8 protein-coding genes are annotated in these 20,291 nt (G+C 73.5%); 5 read left to right on the forward strand and 3 right to left on the reverse strand.

Annotated features, from left to right (window positions below):
- Positions 1 to 96: 96 nt before the first annotated feature.
- Positions 97 to 1,227, reverse strand: a complete 1,131-nt coding sequence (locus ACZ4VF_RS35995; protein WP_467931317.1) for a Gfo/Idh/MocA family protein — start codon at positions 1,225 to 1,227, stop codon at positions 97 to 99.
- Positions 1,224 to 2,387: a DegT/DnrJ/EryC1/StrS family aminotransferase gene (locus ACZ4VF_RS36000; RefSeq protein WP_467931318.1), complete on the reverse strand. Its 1,164-nt coding sequence runs from the start codon at positions 2,385 to 2,387 to the stop codon at positions 1,224 to 1,226. Before ACZ4VF_RS36000 ends, ACZ4VF_RS35995 begins: the two co-directional genes overlap by 4 nt.
- Before the next feature lie 427 nt (positions 2,388 to 2,814).
- Between ACZ4VF_RS36000 and ACZ4VF_RS36005 the strand changes: the two genes are divergently transcribed.
- The 3 genes from ACZ4VF_RS36005 to ACZ4VF_RS36015 all read left to right on the forward strand — a co-directional run bounded on the left by ACZ4VF_RS36005 (position 2,815) and on the right by ACZ4VF_RS36015 (position 6,676).
- Entirely contained in the window at positions 2,815 to 3,012 is a 198-nt protein-coding gene (locus tag ACZ4VF_RS36005) for a hypothetical protein (protein WP_467931319.1), read from the forward strand.
- 157 nt (positions 3,013 to 3,169) lie between these two features.
- Positions 3,170 to 4,096 carry a GNAT family N-acetyltransferase gene (locus ACZ4VF_RS36010; RefSeq protein ID WP_467931320.1) on the forward strand — a complete coding sequence of 309 codons (927 nt, stop codon included), beginning with the start codon at positions 3,170 to 3,172 and terminating at the stop codon, positions 4,094 to 4,096.
- Between the two features lie 45 nt (positions 4,097 to 4,141).
- Positions 4,142 to 6,676 (forward strand): amino acid adenylation domain-containing protein, encoded by a 2,535-nt coding sequence (locus ACZ4VF_RS36015; protein ID WP_467931322.1) that lies wholly within the window; start codon positions 4,142 to 4,144, stop codon positions 6,674 to 6,676.
- A gap of 927 nt (positions 6,677 to 7,603) precedes the next feature.
- Here the strand turns inward: ACZ4VF_RS36015 and ACZ4VF_RS36020 are convergent.
- On the reverse strand, positions 7,604 to 8,641 hold the full coding sequence (locus tag ACZ4VF_RS36020) for a 3-dehydroquinate synthase family protein (RefSeq protein WP_467931323.1): 1,038 nt from the start codon (positions 8,639 to 8,641) through the stop codon (positions 7,604 to 7,606).
- A gap of 356 nt (positions 8,642 to 8,997) precedes the next feature.
- Here ACZ4VF_RS36020 and ACZ4VF_RS36025 point away from each other — a divergent pair, with 356 nt between their 5' ends.
- Together ACZ4VF_RS36025 and ACZ4VF_RS36030 are read left to right on the forward strand one after the other, a co-directional pair.
- Positions 8,998 to 18,489 (forward strand): SDR family NAD(P)-dependent oxidoreductase, encoded by a 9,492-nt coding sequence (locus ACZ4VF_RS36025; protein ID WP_467931325.1) that lies wholly within the window; start codon positions 8,998 to 9,000, stop codon positions 18,487 to 18,489.
- A gap of 35 nt (positions 18,490 to 18,524) precedes the next feature.
- The coding region (locus tag ACZ4VF_RS36030; RefSeq protein WP_467931326.1) for a type I polyketide synthase at positions 18,525 to 20,291 on the forward strand (1,767 nt) is incomplete at its 3' end.

A 20,291-nucleotide genomic window follows, 5' to 3' on the forward strand; every position in this document is an offset into this window, starting at 1 on the left:
TGCTCCCTTTCGTGGGGCGGCGGTTACGGGGGGCGGGGACCGCTGCCGTCCGACAGGGACGGCGGCGCGGGCCGACCTGGGGGCCGGCCGTGCCGGTCACGGCCGGCGCTGCTCGGGTCCGTGCTGTGCGGTGCGGGCCGAGGAGTAGATCCGCTCGATGGCGTCGATGGTGCGGCGTGCTTCCTCGACGGCCCGGTGCGGACCGGCCGGACCCCGCAACTGGGCGAGCAACTCGTCGAGCTGCCGGTCGTACTCTGTGCCGACGGGCTCTGCGGGCACCGTGACGACACGGGTCCGCCCCTCGTCGGTGCGGGTCAGTTCCGGGTGCTCCAGGCGGTTGGGGCTGAAGCCGAACGTACAGCGCAGGGTCGTGCTGCCCGCGCTGCCGTCGACCCGGATCCGGGTGATGTCGCGCTCCTCGTGCGAGGCCCAGCTCACGTGCAGCGACACCGAGGCACCGCTGTCGGTGACGAGGAACGCGCGGGCGGTGTCCTCGACGTCGATGGCCCCGCCGGGCGCCCGCTCGCTCTCCCGGTCCTGCCCGGCCCCTTCCGCGCGCCAGGAGACCCGTGCGGTCTCCCGTGCGATGAAGTCGCCCGAGACCGCACCGGCGATCCGCGTGAACTTTGCCGGGCCCAGCAGGGGGGCGGCGATGTCGAACAGATGCCATCCCAGGTCCACCAGCGCACCGCCACCGGACAACCGACGCCGGGTGAACCAGCCGCCCGCATCCGGCACACCCCGGGCACGCACCCAGGACAGCTCGATGTGGCGGACGGCACCCACGTCGTCGGCGTGGGCGAGCAGTGCCCGGACGTCGGCGCGGTGGCGGGCGGCGCTGCCCGCCAGGAGCCGCGTACCGCCGACGCGTTCGGCTTCGGCCAGCCGCTCCGCCTCCGCCGCGGTCAGGCACACCGGCTTCTCCAGGAAGACCGGGACCCCCTTGCGCAGCAGACCACTGGCGATCTCGCAGTGCAGGTGGTTGGGGACCGCCACGACGGCCAGGTCCGTCTCCGCGGGGTCCACTTCGTGCGGGGCCGTCAGGACCGGGGTGCCGGGGACGTCGGCGGTGACGGCCGCGCGCGAGGCGGGGTCGGGGTCCACCGCGGCGGTCACGGTGAAGCCGGGGTGACGGCGCAGCCGCGGGAGCCAGATGGACCGAGCCGCCCAGCCGAGCCCCACCACGGCGGTGCGGAGCGGCCTGCCGTCGAGGTCGGCCGCGGTCATGAGCCGAGGACATCGGCTATGACGGCGGCGACCTCGTGCATCTGCTCCTCGGTGCCGAGCAGCGTCCGGTGGTGCAGCCACACGCAGTCGGTCGTCAGCGCCTCCGAGTGGGGGCAGCGGCGGGCCAGTTCGTCCACCGACAGGTCCGGGGCGCCCAACTCCCAGAAGGCGTCCGTGCGGTAGACCGAGCGGAACGCGACGAACGCGGGGACACCGCGCTCGACGAGCGTGTCGACGACCCGCGCGCGCCGTTCCTCGGTGATGCCGGGCACCCGGAACATGGCCATGTAGTGCGGGTTGCGGTCGGCCCGGCGGTCCAGCCGCTGCGGCACCACGCCGGGGATCCCGGCGAGCAGCGAGGACAGCAGCGGCCAGCGCTCCTCGCGGGTCCGGATCTGCCCGTCCAGGCGCGCGAGCTGGGCGCGCAGCACCGAGGCGGAGAACTCGTTGAGCCGGAAGTTGGAGCCCGACGTGCGATGGAAGTAGCCGCGGTCGTCCCGCGGACGTCCGCAGCTGTGCCGCACGAAGGCGTGTTCCGCCATCTCGGCGGTCGGGAACAGCACCGCACCGCCCTCGCCGGCCGTCATCAGCTTGCCGTTCTGGAAGGAGAACGCGGCGACCGAGCCCAGTTCGCCGAGCCGCCGGCCGTTCCAGGTGGCGCCCTGCGCGTGTGCGGCGTCCTGGATCAGCGGCACGCCGGAGTCGGCCGCCAGCTTGTCGAGGGAGTCCATGTCGGCGAGCTGGCCGGCCATGTGTACCGGCATGATCGCGCGGGTCTTCGAGGTGACGGCCTTCGCGGCCTCGGCCGGATCGATGCAGTAGGTCTCCGGGTCCACGTCCACAGGCACCACGACCGCGCCGAGTCGCTGAGCGGCCTGGGACGAGGAGATGAAGGTGAAGGCCGGCACGATCACCTCGGTACCGGGGCCGACACCCATGACCTCCAGGGCCAGTTCGAGGGCGTGCGTGCCGTTCGTGACCGCCAGCGCGTGCTCGCCGCCGTGGTACTCGGCGAACTCCCGCTCGAACGCCTCGACTTCTCCGCCGCCCATGCGCCACCACTGGCCCTGTTCCAGTGCCCGGATCAGGCCGGTGCGCTCCGCGTCGTCGTACTGCGGCCACACCGGAAGGGCCGAGCCCAGTTGCACACCACTGCTCATGCTGTTCTTACTCCTTCGGTCTACGCGCATGCGAACGCCGCCGCGGGGACCATCGCGGAGGCATGACGCGGAACAGCTCCTCAGGGACCGGGTGTCCGCCCGGACGCCGGCACCGGAACACCGTCTCGGCGCGGTCCGCGCGCCTGGCCGGGCAGGTCGAGCGACCACCGCCCGGCGGGGCCGGTCGTCGCGATGGGCACGCTAACCCAGTGGTTGGCGGGGCGTCATTCCCCTGCGGGACCCCCCTATGTTCCCCCTTGTGACTGCGGACATACCGAGTACTGGCCTCCGCCTGTCAATGTGGGGGGCGGAAAAACCACCTCCTGACGGACCGCTGCAAAGCACGGTGCGTATTGAGCAGACCGCTGTTGATGAACGGACCGGATCTCGGCATACTCGGGAGGCGTCGGGATGGGGCGCCGAAGAAGTGACCGGACGCGACCGAAAAGCCGACGCGTTCCAGCACGACGGTGAGGCGGAGATGATCCGCACCATTCAAGCCGACCACGACACCATTGGCGCGGTCACCGGTCCCGCGGCCCCGATGAAGGCCGGCCGGGACCTCGGTGCCGTGGGGTGTCGGCTCACTGCACGCGCGCTGCCGGGAAGGGCCGCCGACCGCTGACGCGGTCCCGGCCGGTTCGACGTACCACCCTGTTCTTCCCCGAGTCCCCCCGAGCCGGGCCGCCCCGGCTTCCGCACGGACACGACCGGAATCCGCACGGCCACGACGGAGAACCGCGCGGACACGAACGAGAACCGAAAGCCGAGGACACGACACGATGCCCCAGGGACAGACGGCGGAATCCGTGCTGGCCGCTCACCGCGACCGGCTGCGCCCCATCGACCGGATGATTCCGGAGGCCGCGGCGCTGCCGGACCCCTCCGACGGCGAAGAGCTTCTGGAGGTGAGCGGGGCGCAGGGTCTGCTGACGCACACCCGCGTCGACGCCGACGCGCTGGAGGCGGTGCTCGGCCCGCTGGACCGCTGGGAACTCACCCCCCGGGTATCCGGTCCCGACGAGATGGCCGCTCTGCTCACACGCTGGCAGCAGTACATGGAGAGCCACCCGGAGCGCCCCGGCGCGGACTCCATGGCCGCCGTCGAGTGGCCCAGCCGCGACGTCGGCATGACCCGGGTCCTGCGCGCCTTCGGGTTCGTTCCCGAGTTCGTGATGATCGGCCGGCTCAGGGGCACCGAGCTGGTGCCGGAGTCGGGCAAGGTGCGCGTGCGCCGGGCCACCGTCGAGGACAGCGAGGCGGTGTTCGAGCTGCAGATGGTGGAGACCCGGTTCGACGCCGCCGTCAGCGGCGCCGTCGAGCGCGACACCACCGAGGCACTGCTGCGCGAGGAGATCACCGCGTCGTTCAAACGCGACGAACCGCTGATCTGGGTCGCCGAGCACGAGGGCGAGATCGTCGGGATGCACCGGGGCGAGGACTTCTCGGAGCCGCAGCAGGCATGGCTCGCTACGAAGATCACGGCCACCCCGGTCGCGCACCTCGTCTGCCAGGCCGTCAAGGAGGGCTACCGCAGCCTGGGCATCGGCACCTCCCTCGCCCACCACGTGCACGCCGACCTGGACGCCATGGGCATCGGCGCGGCGGTCGGCTACCACGCGATGTTCAACCCGATCTCCACGCCGTTCTGGCACCGCCACGGCTGGCGGCCGTACTGGAACCGCTGGATGCGCACCCCGGCCGTGTGACCGGCACCTCGGCGACCATCCGTACCCCATCCTGTGGAGTGGAACATGCTGGTGAAGGCGCTGGAGGAGCGGGCCGACTCCGTCGCGGAACACACGGCCCTCGAATACGAGGGCGTGGAGCTGACGTACCGGGAGGCCCACGAGCGGGCCAACCGGCTCGCCCGCCACCTGGTGGCCCGGGGAGTCGGTCCCGACCGTGTCGTCGCGGTGATGCTGCCCCGTTCCACGGAACTGCTGGTCACGCTCCTGGCGGTACTCAAGGCCGGCGGGGCCTATCTCGCCCTCGACCCGGAGCACCCCGCCGAGCGCGTCGCCTTCCAGGTCCGCGACGCCGCCCCGGTCGCCCTGGTGACGTCGGCCCGCGTCGACGCCGACCGCACCGACGTGGGCGTCCCCCGTATCGTGCTGGACGACCCCGGGACGGCCGCGGCGGTGGCAGCGCTGCCCGCCGGACATCTGACGGACGCCGAACGGGTCGCCCCGCCGAAGCCCGAAGACCTCGCGTACATCATCTACACCTCCGGATCCACCGGCACCCCCAAGGGCGTCGAGATCCCTGTACGCGCCCTGCACAACCTGCTGGAGGCGATGCGGGAGCGGCTGTCCCTGGGACCCGGCGACCGCATGCTGTCGGTCACCACCGCCACCTTCGACATGTCGGTGCCCGAGCTGTTCCTGCCGTACTACACCGGTGCCCGCGCGGTCATCGCACCCCGCGCCACCGGGCAGGACCCGCAGGCACTGGGCGACCTGATCGCCCGAAGGCGGATCGGCACCGCCCAGGCCACCCCCACCCACTGGCACATGCTGGCCACCGTCACCCCCGAGGTGCTGCGCGGTCTGCGTATCCTCATCGGCGGCGAGGCGCTGTCGGAGAAGCTCGCCGCGACGCTGCTCGACCTCGGCGCCGAGGTCATCCAGTGGTACGGGCCCACGGAGACCACCGTGTGGTCCACGATGCACCCGGTCACCCGGCCCGACGACGCGGCCGTCATCGGCAGGCCCCTGCGCAACACCCTGCTGTACGTCCTCGACGAGCAACTGGCGCCCGTCGAGCCCGGTACCGAGGGCGAGCTGTTCATCGCCGGCGCCGGTGTGGCCCGTGGCTACCTCAACCGGCCGGAGCTGACCGCCGAGCGCTTCCTGCCGCACCGTCCCGGCGACGACGGTGCTCTGATGTATCGCACGGGCGACGTGGTGCGGCAACGCGCGGACGGCGCCCTGGAGTACGTCGGCCGCGCCGACCACCAGGTGAAACTCCACGGCTTCCGGGTGGAACTCGGAGAGGTCGAGGCCGCCCTGGAGCGGTCCGAGGACGTCGACCAGGCGGCCGCGACGGTCAGGGAGGACCGCCCCGGCGACCGGCGCCTCGTGGCCTACGTGACGGCCGCCCCGGGGCGCGTGCCCGACGTCAAGGAGCTGCGGAACCTCGTGGCCGACACCCTGCCCCTGTACATGGTGCCGTCCGCCGTGGTGGCCCTGGAGGAGTTCCCGCTCACCCCCAACGGCAAGCTCGACCGCAAGGCACTGCCGGCACCCGTCGTCGCGCGGACCGCCATGGTCGAGACGCACCTCACGCAGTCGGAGCTGATGCTCAGCCGGCTCTTCGCCGAGGTGCTCGGTGTGGAGCAGGTCGGACCACGCGACAGTTTCTTCGACCTCGGCGGCTCCTCGGTGCTCGCGGCGCGCCTCCTGGCCCGGGTGCGCTCCGAGATGGACCTGGAGCTGTCGATCCGGATGCTCGTGGAGTTCCCGACGCCGGCCGGGCTGTCCCGGCGGCTGACCGGTGACGAGCCGCAGGACTCCTTCGACGTCCTGCTGCCGCTGATGACCAGGGGCTCCGCACGGCCGCTGTTCTGCATGCGCCACTTGGGGGGCACCGCCTGGTGCTACGGAGTGCTCGCCCAGCACTTCAGCCTGGAGTATCCGATCTACGGCCTCCAGTCGCACACCTTCCAGGAGTTCGACACCCCCGTCGACAGCATCACGGCCATGGCGGCGGACTACGCGGACCGCATCCAGGGCGTCCAGCCCGAGGGGCCGTACCGCCTCCTAGGCTGGTCCTTCGGGGGGATTCTGGCCCACGCCGTCGCCGCCGAGTTCCAGAAACGCGGCGAGGAGATCGAGTTCCTCGGCGTGTTCAACACCAACCCGCACATCACGGACAAGGAAGACCGTGACGAACAGGGCCTGATCGAACTGATCCTGCTGATCAACGGCAAGGACCTCACCGCGTACGAGCGCCCGCTCAGGTACGAGGACATCGCCGAGTTCGCCGACATGGCGACCAACTACGCCTGGCACGGCAGGAAGAGCGCGGCCGAGACCTTCGTCGAGACCATGCTGACCGACCTCGGCGCCTGGAAGGCCCACAGGCCGGAGAAGTACAGCGGCGTGATGCACCTGTTCGCGGCCGATCCCAGCCCGGTGGCCGAAGCGGCCTCCAGCGAGGCCTGGGCGCCCTACGTCGCGGGCGAGATCGTGCGCCACGAACTGGGCTGCGGCCACGAGGAGATGCTCAGCAGCCCACGCGTGCTCCGCCAGGTCGCCGAGATCGTCACCAGTCACCTCGGGGACTGACCCGGCCAGGCGATCCACCCCCACCACCTGGGCATCGCCGCAGGGCGGCAGCAAGGGCGGCCCTGCGGCGAAGCTCGCCGGCGGCTGCCCGCTGCACCGCCACGGTCACCGCCGAGACGGCCCGACCGCCCCGGCCACCGCTGCCACCCGTGGTGCCCGCTCGCCTTGGCGCACCGTCCTCACCGCCCGGTGCGGCACTGCCGGCCAGGGAGCGGCCACCGCGGAACCGCGAGGGGACGAGCCAGGGGGCCGACGTCCACCCCGGCCTGCAGCGCTCCCGGTGACTGCCGGAAGCGTCGGTGCCTTCGCCGGTGGCAGGCAGGGGTGGGGCCGGGGCCGGTTGTCGGGAACGGCGGTATTCCGGTCCGCTGCAGGACGCGGCGGGGGCAGGCCGATGGCTGCCGGCAACGCTGGAGTCCTCGCACGTTGCCGGACGCGGCGGTTGGCCGGGGTCGGTTGCCGTGCGGGGGTGCTCTCACCTGTTGCCGGTGACGGTGGTGCGCCCACCTGTTGCCGGAGACGGTGTGCTCCCATCCGTTGCCGGTGATGGTGGTGCTCGCACCTGTTGCCGGTGACGGTGGTGCTCCCGCCCGCTGCCGGAGGCCGCCGCCAAGGTTGCCGTTCTCCGCGAGGGATGCGTGCGAGTGCCGGGGTCCAGCTCGGTGGTTGCCGGTGACGGTGATGTTCCCGTCCGCTGTCCATAACAGCATGACCTGCGCCGGTTCGCAGCGGCATGACCCGCGCCGGCCTGCAACGGCATGACCCGCGCCGGTTCGCAGCGGCATGACCCGCGCCGGCCTGCAGCGGCATGACCCGCGCCGGCCCGCAATGGCACGATCCGCGCCGGCCCGCAACGGCACGATCCGCGCCGGCCCGGAAGAATTCCCGTCCGGGCCGGCGCGGCCCAGCTGTCGTGTGCGCCCCTTCTCAGCCCGCTGCGCGCGGCATCTCCGCCAGAGCCCGCGCGACGACGTGCTCCGGCAGATCCGGCACCAGCTCGGCGCCGTCCTTGCCGTCCAGTACGAAGGTCAGTCCCGACGTCGCCTTCTTGTCCAGCCGCATCAGATCGATCAGCCGGGCCGGTGCCACGTCCCCGGGCAGCTCGTGGGGGAGCCCGTAGTGGCGCACCACCTCCAGGTGCTCCGCCGCCCGCGCTTCATCGATCCGGTCCACGGCCCGTGCGAGCCGCCCGGCGAACACCGTGCCGATCGCCACCGCCTCCCCGTGCCGCAGCCGGAAGTCCGTGGCCCGCTCCAGTGCGTGGCCCAGCGTGTGGCCGTAGTTGAGCAGGTGGCGCAGGCCGGTGTCGCGCTCGTCGGCGGACACGATCTGCGCCTTGCGGGCCACACTCGCCGCGATCTGCTCCGCCGGCGTCAGCTCCCGCAGGTCGCCGGCGCCGATGAAGTGGCAGCGGGCGATCTCCCCGTAGCCGTTGAGCATCTCCCGCCGCGGCAGGGTCTCCAGGTAGTCCGTGTCGCACAGCACCGCGCTGGGCTGCCAGTAGGCGCCGATGAGGTTCTTGCCCTCGGGTGTGTTCACGGCGGTCTTGCCGCCGACGCTGGCGTCCACCTGCGCGAGCAGCGTGGTCGGCAGGTGCACCACGGGCACCCCGCGGTGGAAGAGCGCGGCGGCGAGACCCACGACGTCCGTCGTGGTGCCGCCGCCGACGGAGACGACCACGTCGTCACGGGTCAGCCCGAAGCGCACGAACTCCCGGCACAGCGCCTCGACCGTGGCGAGCGTCTTGTCCGTCTCGCCGTCGCGGGCCCGCACCACCAGCGAGGGCACGCCGGGGTCGGGTGTCCAGGCGTCCGGCCGGGCGGAGACCACCGCGGCGCGCCGCGCTCCCAGTCGCTCGACGATCCCGGGCAGCGAGTGGCGCACGCCGGGTCCGATGTCGACGGGGTAGGCGCGCTCACCGAGCTCCACGACGATGCGCGTGTGCCGGGGCGAGGAATCTTTCATGTCCGGGTGTCCCTTTCCCTGCGGATCCGCTGTCGAGGGAAGTCCGCCGGGAAAAGGATTCCCGCTCCCCGGGCGCTCGCGGTAATGCGGCCGCCTATCACGGATGTATTTCGGCCGTCGGCCGATGACGTGACGACCGTCCGTACGGCGGTGGAGCCTAATGCCGCCCGTCCGCGGCTCCAAACACGCGCTGAAATCTTCTCGGTTAATTCTCGTCACTCCGCAAGTTAGGGATGCGTAGGGGGGTGTTGAGGGGGGTGCGGAGAAGCACCGGATGACGAGACTGTGCCGGGCAGGGCGAACCGTTTGCCATGACGGACTGCCCGTCCGCTGTCGCCCTGGAGGGATGACGACACATGCTGCGCACGGAGTTGATCCGACCGCTCCCCGAGCTGCTGATCCACCAGGCCCGGCACTTCGGTGCCAAGGTCGCCTACCGGGACGCCCGCCGGAGCGTGAGCTACGACGACCTGGAGCTGCGGACCCGGAGGCTCGCCGGACACCTGGCGGATTTGCGGCTGCAACCAGGCGACCGTGCGGCCATCTGCCTGGGCAACCGCGTCGAGACCGTCGAGAGCTACTACGCCATCACCCGGGCCAGTGCCATCGGCGTCCCGGTCAACCCGCAGAGCAGCGACGCGGAACTCGCGCACATCCTCGACGACAGCGGCGCCCGCCTCGTCATCACCGATCACCCGCACGTGGACCAGCTGAGGCGCCTGCTGCCGGACCGCCCGCACCTGACGGTCGTCCTGGTCGGCGACGGGCCGGTGCCGTCGGGCTTTCTGTCCTACGAGTCGTTCGCCACGCAGGAACCCGCGACCCCGGCCCGTGACGACCTCGGCTTGGACGACCTGGCGTGGATGCTCTACACCTCGGGCACCACCGGCAGGCCAAAGGGCGTGCTCTCCACCCAGCGCAACTGCCTGTGGTCGGTGGCCGCCTGCTACGTGCCGGTGCCCGGACTCGGCCCCGACGACCGCGTCGTCTGGCCGCTGCCCCTCTTCCACAGCCTCTCGCACATCGCCTGCGTGCTGTCCGTGATGGCCGTGGGCGCCAGCGCCCGCATCGTCGACGGCCTGTCGGCCGAGGACGTGCTGACCGCACTGGACGAGGAGCGCGCCACCTTCCTGGCCGGCGTCCCCACTCTGCTGCACTACCTCCTCGACGCGGCACGCGACCGCGGCTTCACCGCCCCCCGGCTGCGCGTGGCCCTGGTCGGCGGCGCGGTCACCACCGCCTCACTGCGCCGGTCGTTCGAGCGTGTCTTCGGCGTCCCCCTCATCGACGCCTACGGCTCCACCGAGACCTGCGGTTCCATCACCGTCAACTGGCCCGAGGGTGCCCGCGTCGAGGGGTCCTGCGGCCTGCCGGTGGTGGGTCTGGGCGTACGCCTGGTGGACACCGGGACCGGAGAGGACGTCGCCGACGGTCAGGAGGGCGAGGTGTGGGTGCGCGGGCCGAGCGTCATGGCCGGCTACCACAACCAGCCCGAGGCCACCGCCGCCGCCTTCCACGACGGCTGGTACCGCACCGGCGACCTGGCCCGCCGTGACGCGGCCGGCTACTTCACGATCACCGGCCGGAGGAAGGAACTCATCATCCGCGCCGGGGAGAACATCCACCCCGGAGAGGTCGAGGAGGTCCTGCGCTCCGTCCCCGGCGTCGCCGACGTCGCGGTGGTCGGCAAGCCGCACGACGTGCTGGGCGAGGTGCCGGTCGCGTTCATCGTCCCCGGCCCCCAGGGACCGGACACGGAGGAGCTGTTCGGCGCGTGCCGCGACAGGCTCTCCTACTTCAAGGTGCCCGAGGAGCTGTACGAGATCGAGTCGATCCCGCGTACCGCCTCGGGCAAGATCATCCGGCACCGGCTGCTGGAGACGCCCGCCCGGCTGCGCGCCACCAGCAGTGGCCTGTACGACTCGCTGTTCCGCGTCGACTGGATACCCAGCTCCCCGCTGTCGATGGGAACAGGGCCGGTCGAGCGGGGCGGTTGGGTGCTGGCGGGCTCCGACTCGCTCGGCCTGGCCGCCGCCCTGGAGGCCGTCGGCATCACGTGCGAGGTCCACACCGACCCCGCCGCCGCCCACACGGCGGCCGGCACCGCGTCCCACGGCGGCACCGGCGTCCTCCTCGTCGACCGGACCGCCTACGACTCCGCGGCGGGCATCGCGGAATTCGTCACGTCCCTCGCGGACTGGCTGGCCGACGACCGCGACGAGAACGTCACGCTCGTGGTCCTCACCCGGCGGGCCGTGGCCGCCGGCGACGGCGAGGACGTCAGGGACCCCGCCCACGCCCCGCTGTGGGGACTGCTCCGCGCGCTGCAGACCGAACACCCGGGCCGGCTCGTACTCGCCGACCTCGACACCGACGGGCTCGGCGAGGGCGGGGCCCGTCCCCTGGTCGCCGCCGTGAACGCCGGTGAACCCCAGTTCGCCATCCGCTCCGGCGTCGCCTTGCTGCCGCGCCTCGCCCGCGTCTCCACGGACCGGGAGGAGCAGCCGCTCCCGCTGCTCGATCCCGACGGGACGGTCCTGGTCACCGGCGCCGCCACCGCCCAGGGGGCCGCGCTCGCCCGCCACCTCGTGACCGTGCACGGCGCCCGCCACCTGCTCCTGGCCCACGGCTCCGAGCACGGGCACGCGAGCGTGCGGGCCCTGTGCGCCGAACTCGCCGGGGCCGGCGCCCACGCGACCGCCGTCATCGGCGACCCGGGCGACCGCGACGCCCTCGCCGAGCTGCTGGCGGAGGGCGACCGCCCACCGCTGACGGCCGTGGTGCTCGCGGAGGAGATCACCGGGACCGGTGCCGTGTCCGCCACGGCACACGCCCTGCACGACCTGACCGCCGACCGGGACCTGACCGCGTTCGTCCTGTGCTCCTCGCCGCTGGGCGTCCTCGGCGCCCCCGGCGCCGGCGCGCTCGCGGCCGAGAGCGCCGCGCTCGAGGCACTGGCCCATCACCGGCGCGCCCACGGCCTGCCGGCGCTGTCCCTGGCCTGGGGGCCCTGGCCGCGCGGAGCGGCTGAGAGCGCTCTCCCCTTCGCGGCGGGCGAACTCACCGAACAGCAGGCCCTGGTGATGTTCGACGCCGCGCACGCCGCGGGCGAGGCCGCACTCGTCGCGATGCGCCTCGACAACGCCGCCCTGCTCGGCGGCCCGGTCCCCGCACCGTTGCGCGGACTGATCGACACCACGGACCGGCAGACCCCTGCCGAGACCGCGCAGCTGCGCGACCGGCTGGAGAGCGTGCCCGCCGAGGAGCGGGCGGAGATCCTGCTGCGGCTCGTGCGCGCCGAGACCGCCGCGGTCCTCGGCCGCACCGACACCGAGAAGATGCCGGCCGACCGGGCCTTCAAGGAGCTGGGCTTCACCTCCGTGATGGCCGTCGCCCTGCGCGACCGGCTCGCCACCGTCACCGGTCTGCGGCTCCCCGCGACCAGCGCCTTCGACCACCCCACCCCCGAAGCCCTGGCGCACCGGCTGCTGGGCGAGGTCTGCGGCGAGCCGGCCGACGTCCCGGCCCGGCAGGCCCCCGGTGCCTCGGCCCCCGACGAACCGATCGCGATCGTCTCGATGAGCTGCCGGCTGCCGGGCGGCGTCGCCTCGCCCGAGGACCTGTGGCGGCTGGTCGCCGACGGCGCCGAGGGCCTCTCCCCGTTTCCGTCCGACCGGGGCTGGAACCTGGCGGAACTGTACGACCCCGACCCGGACGCCTCCGGCAAGTCCTACGTCCGCGAGGGCGGCTTCCTCGACGACGTGGCCGGCTTCGACGCCGAGTTCTTCGGGATCTCCCCGCGCGAGGCGCTGGCGATGGACCCGCAGCAGCGGCTGCTGCTGGAGACCTCCTGGGAGGCCTTCGAACGCGCCGGCCTGGACGTGACCGCGCTGCGCGGCGCGGACGTCGGTGTCTTCGCCGGCGTCATGTACCACGACTACACCACCCGGGCGGTGCGGCCCGCCAAGGAGATCGAGGGCTACCTCGGCGTCGGTGGCGCGGGCAGCGTGGTCTCCGGCAGGGTGTCGTACACCTTCGGTTTCGAGGGCCCCGCGGTGACGGTGGACACGGCGTGCTCGTCCTCCCTGGTCGCCCTGCACCTGGCCGCCCAGGCGCTGCGCGCGGGGGAGTGCTCCCTGGCGCTGGCCGGCGGTGTCGCGGTGATGGCGACCCCGGGCAGCTTCGTCGAGTTCTCGCGGCAGCGCGGCCTCGCCGCCGACGGCCGTTGCAAGGCGTTCGCCGCCTCGGCGGACGGCACCGGCTGGTCCGAGGGCGTGGGCGTGCTGCTGCTGGAGCGGCTGTCGGACGCCCGCCGCAACGGTCACGACGTGCTGGCCGTCGTCCGTGGCACCGCCGTGAACCAGGACGGCGCCTCGAACGGGCTGACCGCGCCCAACGGCCCCTCCCAGCAGCGCGTCATCCGCCAGGCCCTCGCCAACGCCGGCCTGACCCCCGCCGACGTCGACGTCGTCGAGGCGCACGGCACCGGTACCTCCCTCGGTGACCCGATCGAGGCGCAGGCCCTGCTGGCCACCTACGGCCGTTCGCGTCCTGAGGGTGCGCCGTTGTGGCTGGGGTCGCTGAAGTCGAACATCGGGCATGCGCAGGCCGCCGCGGGTGTGGCGGGCGTGATCAAGATGGTGCAGGCGATGCGGCACGGTGTGCTGCCGAAGACGCTGCACGTGGACGCCCCGACACCCCAGGTCGACTGGACGGCCGGCGCGGTCGAGCTGCTCACCGAGGCCAGGGACTGGCCGGACACAGGGCGCCCCCGCCGCGCCGGTGTGTCCTCCTTCGGCATCAGCGGCACCAACGCCCACGTCGTCCTCGAACAACCCGCCGGGACGCCCGCCGACGGACCGCACCCGGCGGACGCCCCGGAACGCGCCCTGCCCGAAGGGCTCGTCCCGCTCGTCCTCTCCGCCAAGACCCAGGAGGCCCTGCGCGCCCAGGCCGGACGCGTCGCCGCCCTTCTCGACACGGAGCCCGCGCCGGCCCTGGCCGACATCGCCCTCACGCTCAGCGGCCGCTCCGCCTTCGCGCACCGCGCGGTCGTGGTCGCCGGCTCCCCCGAGGAGGCCCGCCACGACCTGGCCGCCCTCGCCGCGGGCGACGACACGCACGCCACCGCCACCGACGGCAGGCTCGCCGTCGTCTTCTCCGGCCAAGGCGCACAGCGCCCCGGGACGGGGCGCGAACTGTACGCGTCGTTCCCGGTGTACGCCCGCGCCTTCGACGAGGTCTGCGCCACCCTGGACCGCTGGCTCGACCGGCCGCTGCGCGACGTCGTCCTCGCCGAACCCGGCACCCCGGACGCGGACCTGCTCGACCGGACCGCCTACACCCAGGCCGCCATGTTCGCCGTGGGGGTGGCCCTCTACCGGCTGGTCGAGTCCTGGGGGGTGCGCCCCGACCTGGTCGCCGGGCACTCCGTCGGCGAACTCGCCGCCGCCCACGTCGCCGGCGTGTGGTCCCTGGAGGACGCCGCGGCCCTGGTCGCCGCCCGCGGCGCGATGATGCAGCGCCTGCCCGAGGGCGGTGCCATGATCGCCGTCCAGGCCACCGAGGACGAGGCCCTCGCCGAGCTCACCGAGAAAGTCGCCGTCGCGGCGCTCAACGGTCCCGAGGCCGTGGTCCTCTCCGGTGACGCGCCCGCCGTCGAGGCCGTAGCCGCCGTGTTCGCCGCCCGCGGCCGCAGGACCAAACGGCTGCGCGTCTCGCACGCCTTCCACTCGCCGCGCATGGAGCCGATGCTCGACGCGTTCCGGGAGGTCGCCGCCGGACTGAGGTTCCACACCCCCGCCCTGCCGGTCGTCTCCAACCTGACCGGCGCCCTCGCGGACCCCGCGCAACTGTGCACCCCCGAGTACTGGGCACGTCACGTCCGCGACACGGTCCGCTTCGCCGACGGCCTGCGCACCCTGGTCGAGCAGGGCACCACCACCGTCCTCGAACTCGGGCCCGGCGGTGTGCTGACCGCCATGGCGCGCGACTGCCTGCCCGAGGACGTCGACTGCGTGCCCGCACTGCGCGACGGAAGGCCGGAACCGAGGACGCTGCTCGCGGCCGTCGCCCGCGCCCACATCCGGGGCGCCCGCGTCGACTGGCCCGCCCTGTTCGCCGGCAGCCACGCCCGCCGCACCACCGTGCCGACGTACGCCTTCCAGCACCGGCGGTACTGGCTCGACGCCGCCGGCCCCGGTGACCTGGCGGCCGCGGGCATCACAGCGGCCGGCCACCCGCTGCTGACCGCGGCGGTGGAGCTGCCCGAGGCCGACGCCGTCACCTTCACCGGACGCCTGTCCCCGGCCGACCGGCCCTGGCTCGCCGACCACACGGTCGGCGGCACGGTCCTGCTCGCCGGCACCGCCCTGGTCGAGATGGCCGTCCGGGCCGGCGACGAGGTCGGGCACGGCGCCGTCCGCGAACTCGTCCTGGCCGCGCCGCTGGTCCTGCCCGCCGACGGCGCGGTGCACCTCCGCGTGCAGGTCGGCGCCCCCGACGAGACCGGCGACCGCCCCGTCGCCGTCCACTCACGCCCCGACGGCGCCGACACGGCGTGGACACGCCACGCGAGCGGCACCCTGACGCGCACCGACCCCGGCGACGCTCCCGCCGCCGACACCGGCCCGTGGCCCCCGCCGAACGCCACCGCCGTGCCCGTCACGGACTTCTACCGGGAACGCGCCGAGGCCGGCTACGCGTACGGCCCCGCCTTCCAGGGACTGCGCGCCGCGTGGACCCTCGGCGAGGAGGTCTTCGCCGACATCGCCCTCGACGACGAACAACACGACGACGCCGACCGGTTCGGCCTGCACCCGGCCCTCTTCGACGCCGCGCTGCACCCCAGCGCCCTGAGCGGCATCGCCGAGCCCGGTGACGGAAGCCGTCTGCTGCCGTTCGCCTGGAACGGCGTACGCCTGCACGCGACGGGTGCCAAGGCCCTGCGCGTCCGGCTGACCCCCGCCGGAGAGAACGCGGTGTCCCTGCGCATCACCGACGCCGCCGGCGCCCCGGTCGCCGACGTCGACTCCCTCGTCCTGCGCCCCGTGGCCGCCGAACACCTGCATCCCGCCCCGGAAACGGGACACGCGTCCCTGTTCCGCACGACCTGGACGCCTCTGCCGGTGACGGCACGCGCGGACGGACTCGACGGCGTCCGCGTCCTCGACGCCACCGGCCACGGCGCCACTGCCGACGACGTGCACGCACTCACCTCCCACGTGCTGGAGAACCTCCAGGCACAGCTGGCCGAGACCGACGACACCGCGCGGCTGCTCGTCGTCACCAGGGGAGCCGTCGCCGCTCGCGACGGCGAGCACGTCACCGACCCGGCGGGCGCCGCGGTCTGGGGCCTGGTCCGCTCCGCCCAGTCCGAGCACCCCGACCGCTTCCTCCTCGCCGACCTCGACGGACACGACGCCTCCCGCGACGCGCTCACCGGCGTCCCGGCGACGGCCGCGGCCCTGGAGGAGTCGCAGTTCGCGGTGCGGGACGGCGAGGTGTCCGTGCCCCGCCTCGTCCGCGCCTCCCACACGGGCCTGACGGTCCCCGACGGTGCCGCCGCCTGGCACCTGGACACCACAGGACCCGGCACGCTGGAGAACCTGGCCCTCGTCCCGGACGCCGACCCCGGCCCGCCGGGCCCCGGCCAGGTCCGGGTGGCCGTCCGCGCCGCCGGCATGAACTTCCGCGACGTCATGATCGCCCTCGACATGTACCCCGGCCGGGCCGCGATCGGAGGAGAGGCCGCGGGCATCGTCCTGGCGACGGGCCCCGGCGTGACCGGCCTGTCACCCGGCGACCGGGTCATGGGCCTGTTCCCAGGCGGGGCGTTCGCCCCCGAGGCCGTGACCGACCACCGCAGGCTGGTCCGCGTCCCCGCCGGATGGACCTTCGCGCAGGCCGCCGCCGCACCCATCGCGTTCCTCACCGCCCTCTACGGCCTGCGCGACCTGGCCGGCGTCACAGCCGGCGAGACGGTCCTCGTGCACGCCGCGGCCGGCGGCGTCGGCATGGCCGCCGTCCAGGTCGCCCGTCACCTGGGCGCCGACGTCTACGGCACCGCGAGCCCCGGCAAATGGGACACCCTGCGTGCCCAGGGACTCGACGACGCGCACCTCGCCAACTCCCGCACCACCGACTTCGAGCAGGACTTCCTCGACGCCACCGGCGGCCGCGGCGTGGACGTCGTCCTCGATGCCCTGACCGGCGAGTTCGTCGACGCGTCCCTGCGCCTGCTCCCGCGCGGCGGCCGCTTCCTGGAGATGGGCAAGACCGACATCCGCGACGCCACCGAGGTCGCCGGACGCTTCCCCGGAGTGGAATACCGGGCCTACGACCTCGCGGAGGCGGACGACGACCGGGTACGGGAGCTGCTCGACGAGCTCGTCGGCCTCGCCGACCGAGGAGTCCTCACCCCGCTGCCGGTGACGGCATGGGACGTACGACAGGCCCCGGACGCCTTCCGGCACCTCAGCAGGGCCCGCCACGTCGGCAAGGTCGTACTGACCCTGCCCCGCCGGCCCGACCCCGACGGCACCGTCCTCATCACCGGCGGCACCGGCTCCCTCGGCGCACTCGTAGCCCGCCGTCTCGTCACCGGACACGGCGTCCGCCATCTGCTCCTCGCCGGCAGGCGCGGCCCCGACGCGCCCGGCGCGCGGGAACTCACCGCCGAACTCACCGCCCTCGGCGCCACCGTACGCGTCGCGGCCTGCGACGTCGCCGACCGCGACGCCCTGGCCCGGCTGCTGGAGTCCGTCCCGGCGACGGCGCCCCTGACCGCCGTGGTGCACACCGCCGGCGTCGTCGACGACGGCGTGCTCGCCGCGCTCACCCCGGAGCGGATGGCCGCCGTCCTGCGGCCCAAGGCCGACGCCGCCGTGAACCTGCACGAGCTGACCCGGGACCTCGACCTCGCCGCCTGGGTGCTGTTCTCCTCGGCCGCCGGTGTCCTCGGCAACCCCGGGCAGGCCAACTACGCGGCGGCCAACTCCTTCCTCGACGGACTCGCCCGCCTCCGCCGTGCCGAGGGCCTGCCCGCGGTCTCGCCGGCCTGGGGCCTGTGGTCGCACGCGAGCGGCATGACCAGCGCCCTCACCGAGGCGGACCTGCGGCGCACCGAACGCGACGGCATGCTCGGGCTGACGGCCGAGGACGGCCTGGCCCTCTTCGACGCCGCCCTCACCGCCGTCGAACCGGCCCCCGTGCCGACCCGGCTCGACCCGAACGTGCTGCGCGCCCGGGCCGCTTCCGGCGCGCTCCCCCCGATGCTGCGCGCACTCGTCCGTGCCCCACGCCGTACCGCCACCACCACGGCCCCCCGGCGCACCCTCGCCGAACGGCTCGCCGGACTCCCCGCGGACGAGAAGGCCGCACTCGTCCTGGACCTGGTCCGCACGGAGGCCGCGACCGTCCTCGGCCACTCCGACGCCTCCCTGGTCGCACCCGACCGCGCCTTCAAGGAAGCCGGGTTCGACTCGCTGACCGCGGTCGAGCTGCGCAACCGGCTCGGCAAGGCCGCGGGGACGGCCCTGCCCGCGACGGCCGTGTTCGACTACCCGGCGCCCAGCGTGCTCGCCGCCTACCTGCTCAAGGCCCTCGACCAGGAATCCGACCCGGTCGCGGCCAAACTCGACGCCCTGGAAGCGGCGCTCGACGCCCTGCTGTCGGAGGAACTGGAGCACTCGGGCATCCACTCCCGGCTGAAATTCCTCGGATCGCGCCTCGAGGAGGCCGCCCTGAGCGGCGACCCCACCGGGGCCTCCGACCCGGCCGGCCACCTCGAAACCGCCACCGCCGACGACGTCTACGCCTTCATCGACAACGAGCTCGGGCTCGGCTGACCCGCCTGCCACCCGGAAAGAGGAGACCAGTTCCCATGACCACCGACGAGAAGGCGCTCACCTACCTCAAGCGGGTCTCGGCCGAGCTGCAGCAGACGCGGGAGAAGCTGCGCGAGGAACAGACCCGGCGCACCGAACCCATCGCCATCGTGGCCATGGGCTGCCGGCTGCCGGGCGGGGTGACGTCCCCCGAGGACCTCTGGCGACTGGTGTCCGAGGGCACCGACGCCGTCGGCGCCTTCCCGGCGGACCGCGGCTGGGACCTCGACACCCTCTACGACCCCGACCCGGACTCCTCCGGCAAGTCCTACGTCCGTGAGGGCGGCTTCCTCGACGACGTGGCCGGCTTCGACGCCGAGTTCTTCGGGATCTCCCCGCGCGAGGCGCTCGCGATGGACCCGCAGCAGCGGCTGCTCCTGGAGACCTCCTGGGAGACCCTGGAACGCGCCGGGATCGACCCCCTGGCCCTCAAGGGCGAGAGCGTCGGCGTCTTCACCGGCGCCGCCGGACAGGAGTACGCGCCCCGCATGGGCACCGGCTCCCAGGAGATCGAGGGCTACGTCCTCACGGGCGGCGCGGGCAGCATCGTGTCCGGCCGAGTGGCGTACACCCTCGGCGTGGAGGGCCCCGCGGTGACGGTGGACACCGCCTGCTCCTCGTCCCTGGTGGCGATCCACCTCGCCGCGCAGGCACTGCGCTCCGGCGAGTGCTCACTGGCGCTCGCCGGCGGCGTGGCCGTGATGTCGACCCCGGGCGCGTTCGTGGAGTTCTCGCGGCAGCGCGGACTGGCCCTCGACGGCCGTTGCAAGGCGTTCGCCGCCGCGGCCGACGGCACCGCCTGGGCCGAGGGTGTGGGTGTGCTGCTGCTGGAGCGGCTGTCGGACGCCCGCCGCAACGGTCACGACGTGCTGGCCGTCGTCCGTGGCACGGCGGTGAACCAGGACGGCGCCTCGAACGGGCTGACCGCGCCCAACGGGCCCTCCCAGCAGCGTGTCATCCGGCAAGCGCTGGAGAACGCCCGGCTGTCGGCCGCGGACGTCGACGTCGTGGAGGCGCACGGCACCGGCACGTCGCTGGGTGACCCGATCGAGGCGCAGGCCCTGCTGGCCACCTACGGCCGTTCGCGTCCTGAGGGTGCGCCGTTGTGGCTGGGGTCGCTGAAGTCGAACATCGGGCATGCGCAGGCCGCGGCGGGTGTGGCGGGTGTGATCAAGATGGTGCAGGCGATGCGGCACGGTGTGCTGCCGAAGACGCTGCACGTGGACGCTCCGACACCCCAGGTCGACTGGACGGCCGGCGCGGTCGAGCTGCTCACCGAGGCCAGGGACTGGCCGGACACCGGGCGCCCCCGCCGCGCCGGTGTGTCCTCCTTCGGCATCAGCGGCACCAACGCCCACGTCATCCTGGAGCAGCCCCGGCCCGCGGAGACCTCCGACACCCCCGCACCGCCGCGCACGGTCTCCGGTGGTGTGGTGCCGTTGGTGTTGTCGGGGAGGTCGGTGGGGGCGTTGCGTGAGCAGGCGCGGCGGTTGGGGGTGTTTGTGGAGGGCCGGCCGGATGTGGGGTTGGCTGATGTGGCGTTGTCGTTGTCGTCGCGTGCGGTGTTCGGTCATCGGGGTGTGGTGGTGGCGGGGTCGCGTGAGGAGGCGTTGGGGGGTTTGAGGGCTCTGGCGGGTGGGGTGCCGGCGGGGTCTGGGGGTGGGTTCCCGGGTTCGGGTGTGGTGTTTGTGTTTCCGGGTCAGGGGGCGCAGTGGGTGGGTATGGCGTCGGGTTTGTTGTCGGAGTCGGTGGTGTTCGCGGAG

It is taken from the genome of Streptomyces sp. NPDC029151 (assembly GCF_055564315.1).

Bases quoted from the DNA above. Each gene is read 5' to 3' on its own strand.
- ACZ4VF_RS36020 (WP_467931323.1), bottom strand. From the start codon at position 8,641: ATGAAAGATTCCTCGCCCCGGCACACGCGCATCGTCGTGGAGCTCGGT.
- ACZ4VF_RS36010 (WP_467931320.1), top strand. From the start codon at position 3,170: ATGCCCCAGGGACAGACGGCGGAATCCGTGCTGGCCGCTCACCGCGAC.
- ACZ4VF_RS35995 (WP_467931317.1), bottom strand. From the start codon at position 1,227: ATGACCGCGGCCGACCTCGACGGCAGGCCGCTCCGCACCGCCGTGGTG.
- ACZ4VF_RS36015 (WP_467931322.1), top strand. From the start codon at position 4,142: ATGCTGGTGAAGGCGCTGGAGGAGCGGGCCGACTCCGTCGCGGAACAC.
- ACZ4VF_RS36025 (WP_467931325.1), top strand. From the start codon at position 8,998: ATGCTGCGCACGGAGTTGATCCGACCGCTCCCCGAGCTGCTGATCCAC.
- ACZ4VF_RS36000 (WP_467931318.1), bottom strand. From the start codon at position 2,387: ATGAGCAGTGGTGTGCAACTGGGCTCGGCCCTTCCGGTGTGGCCGCAG.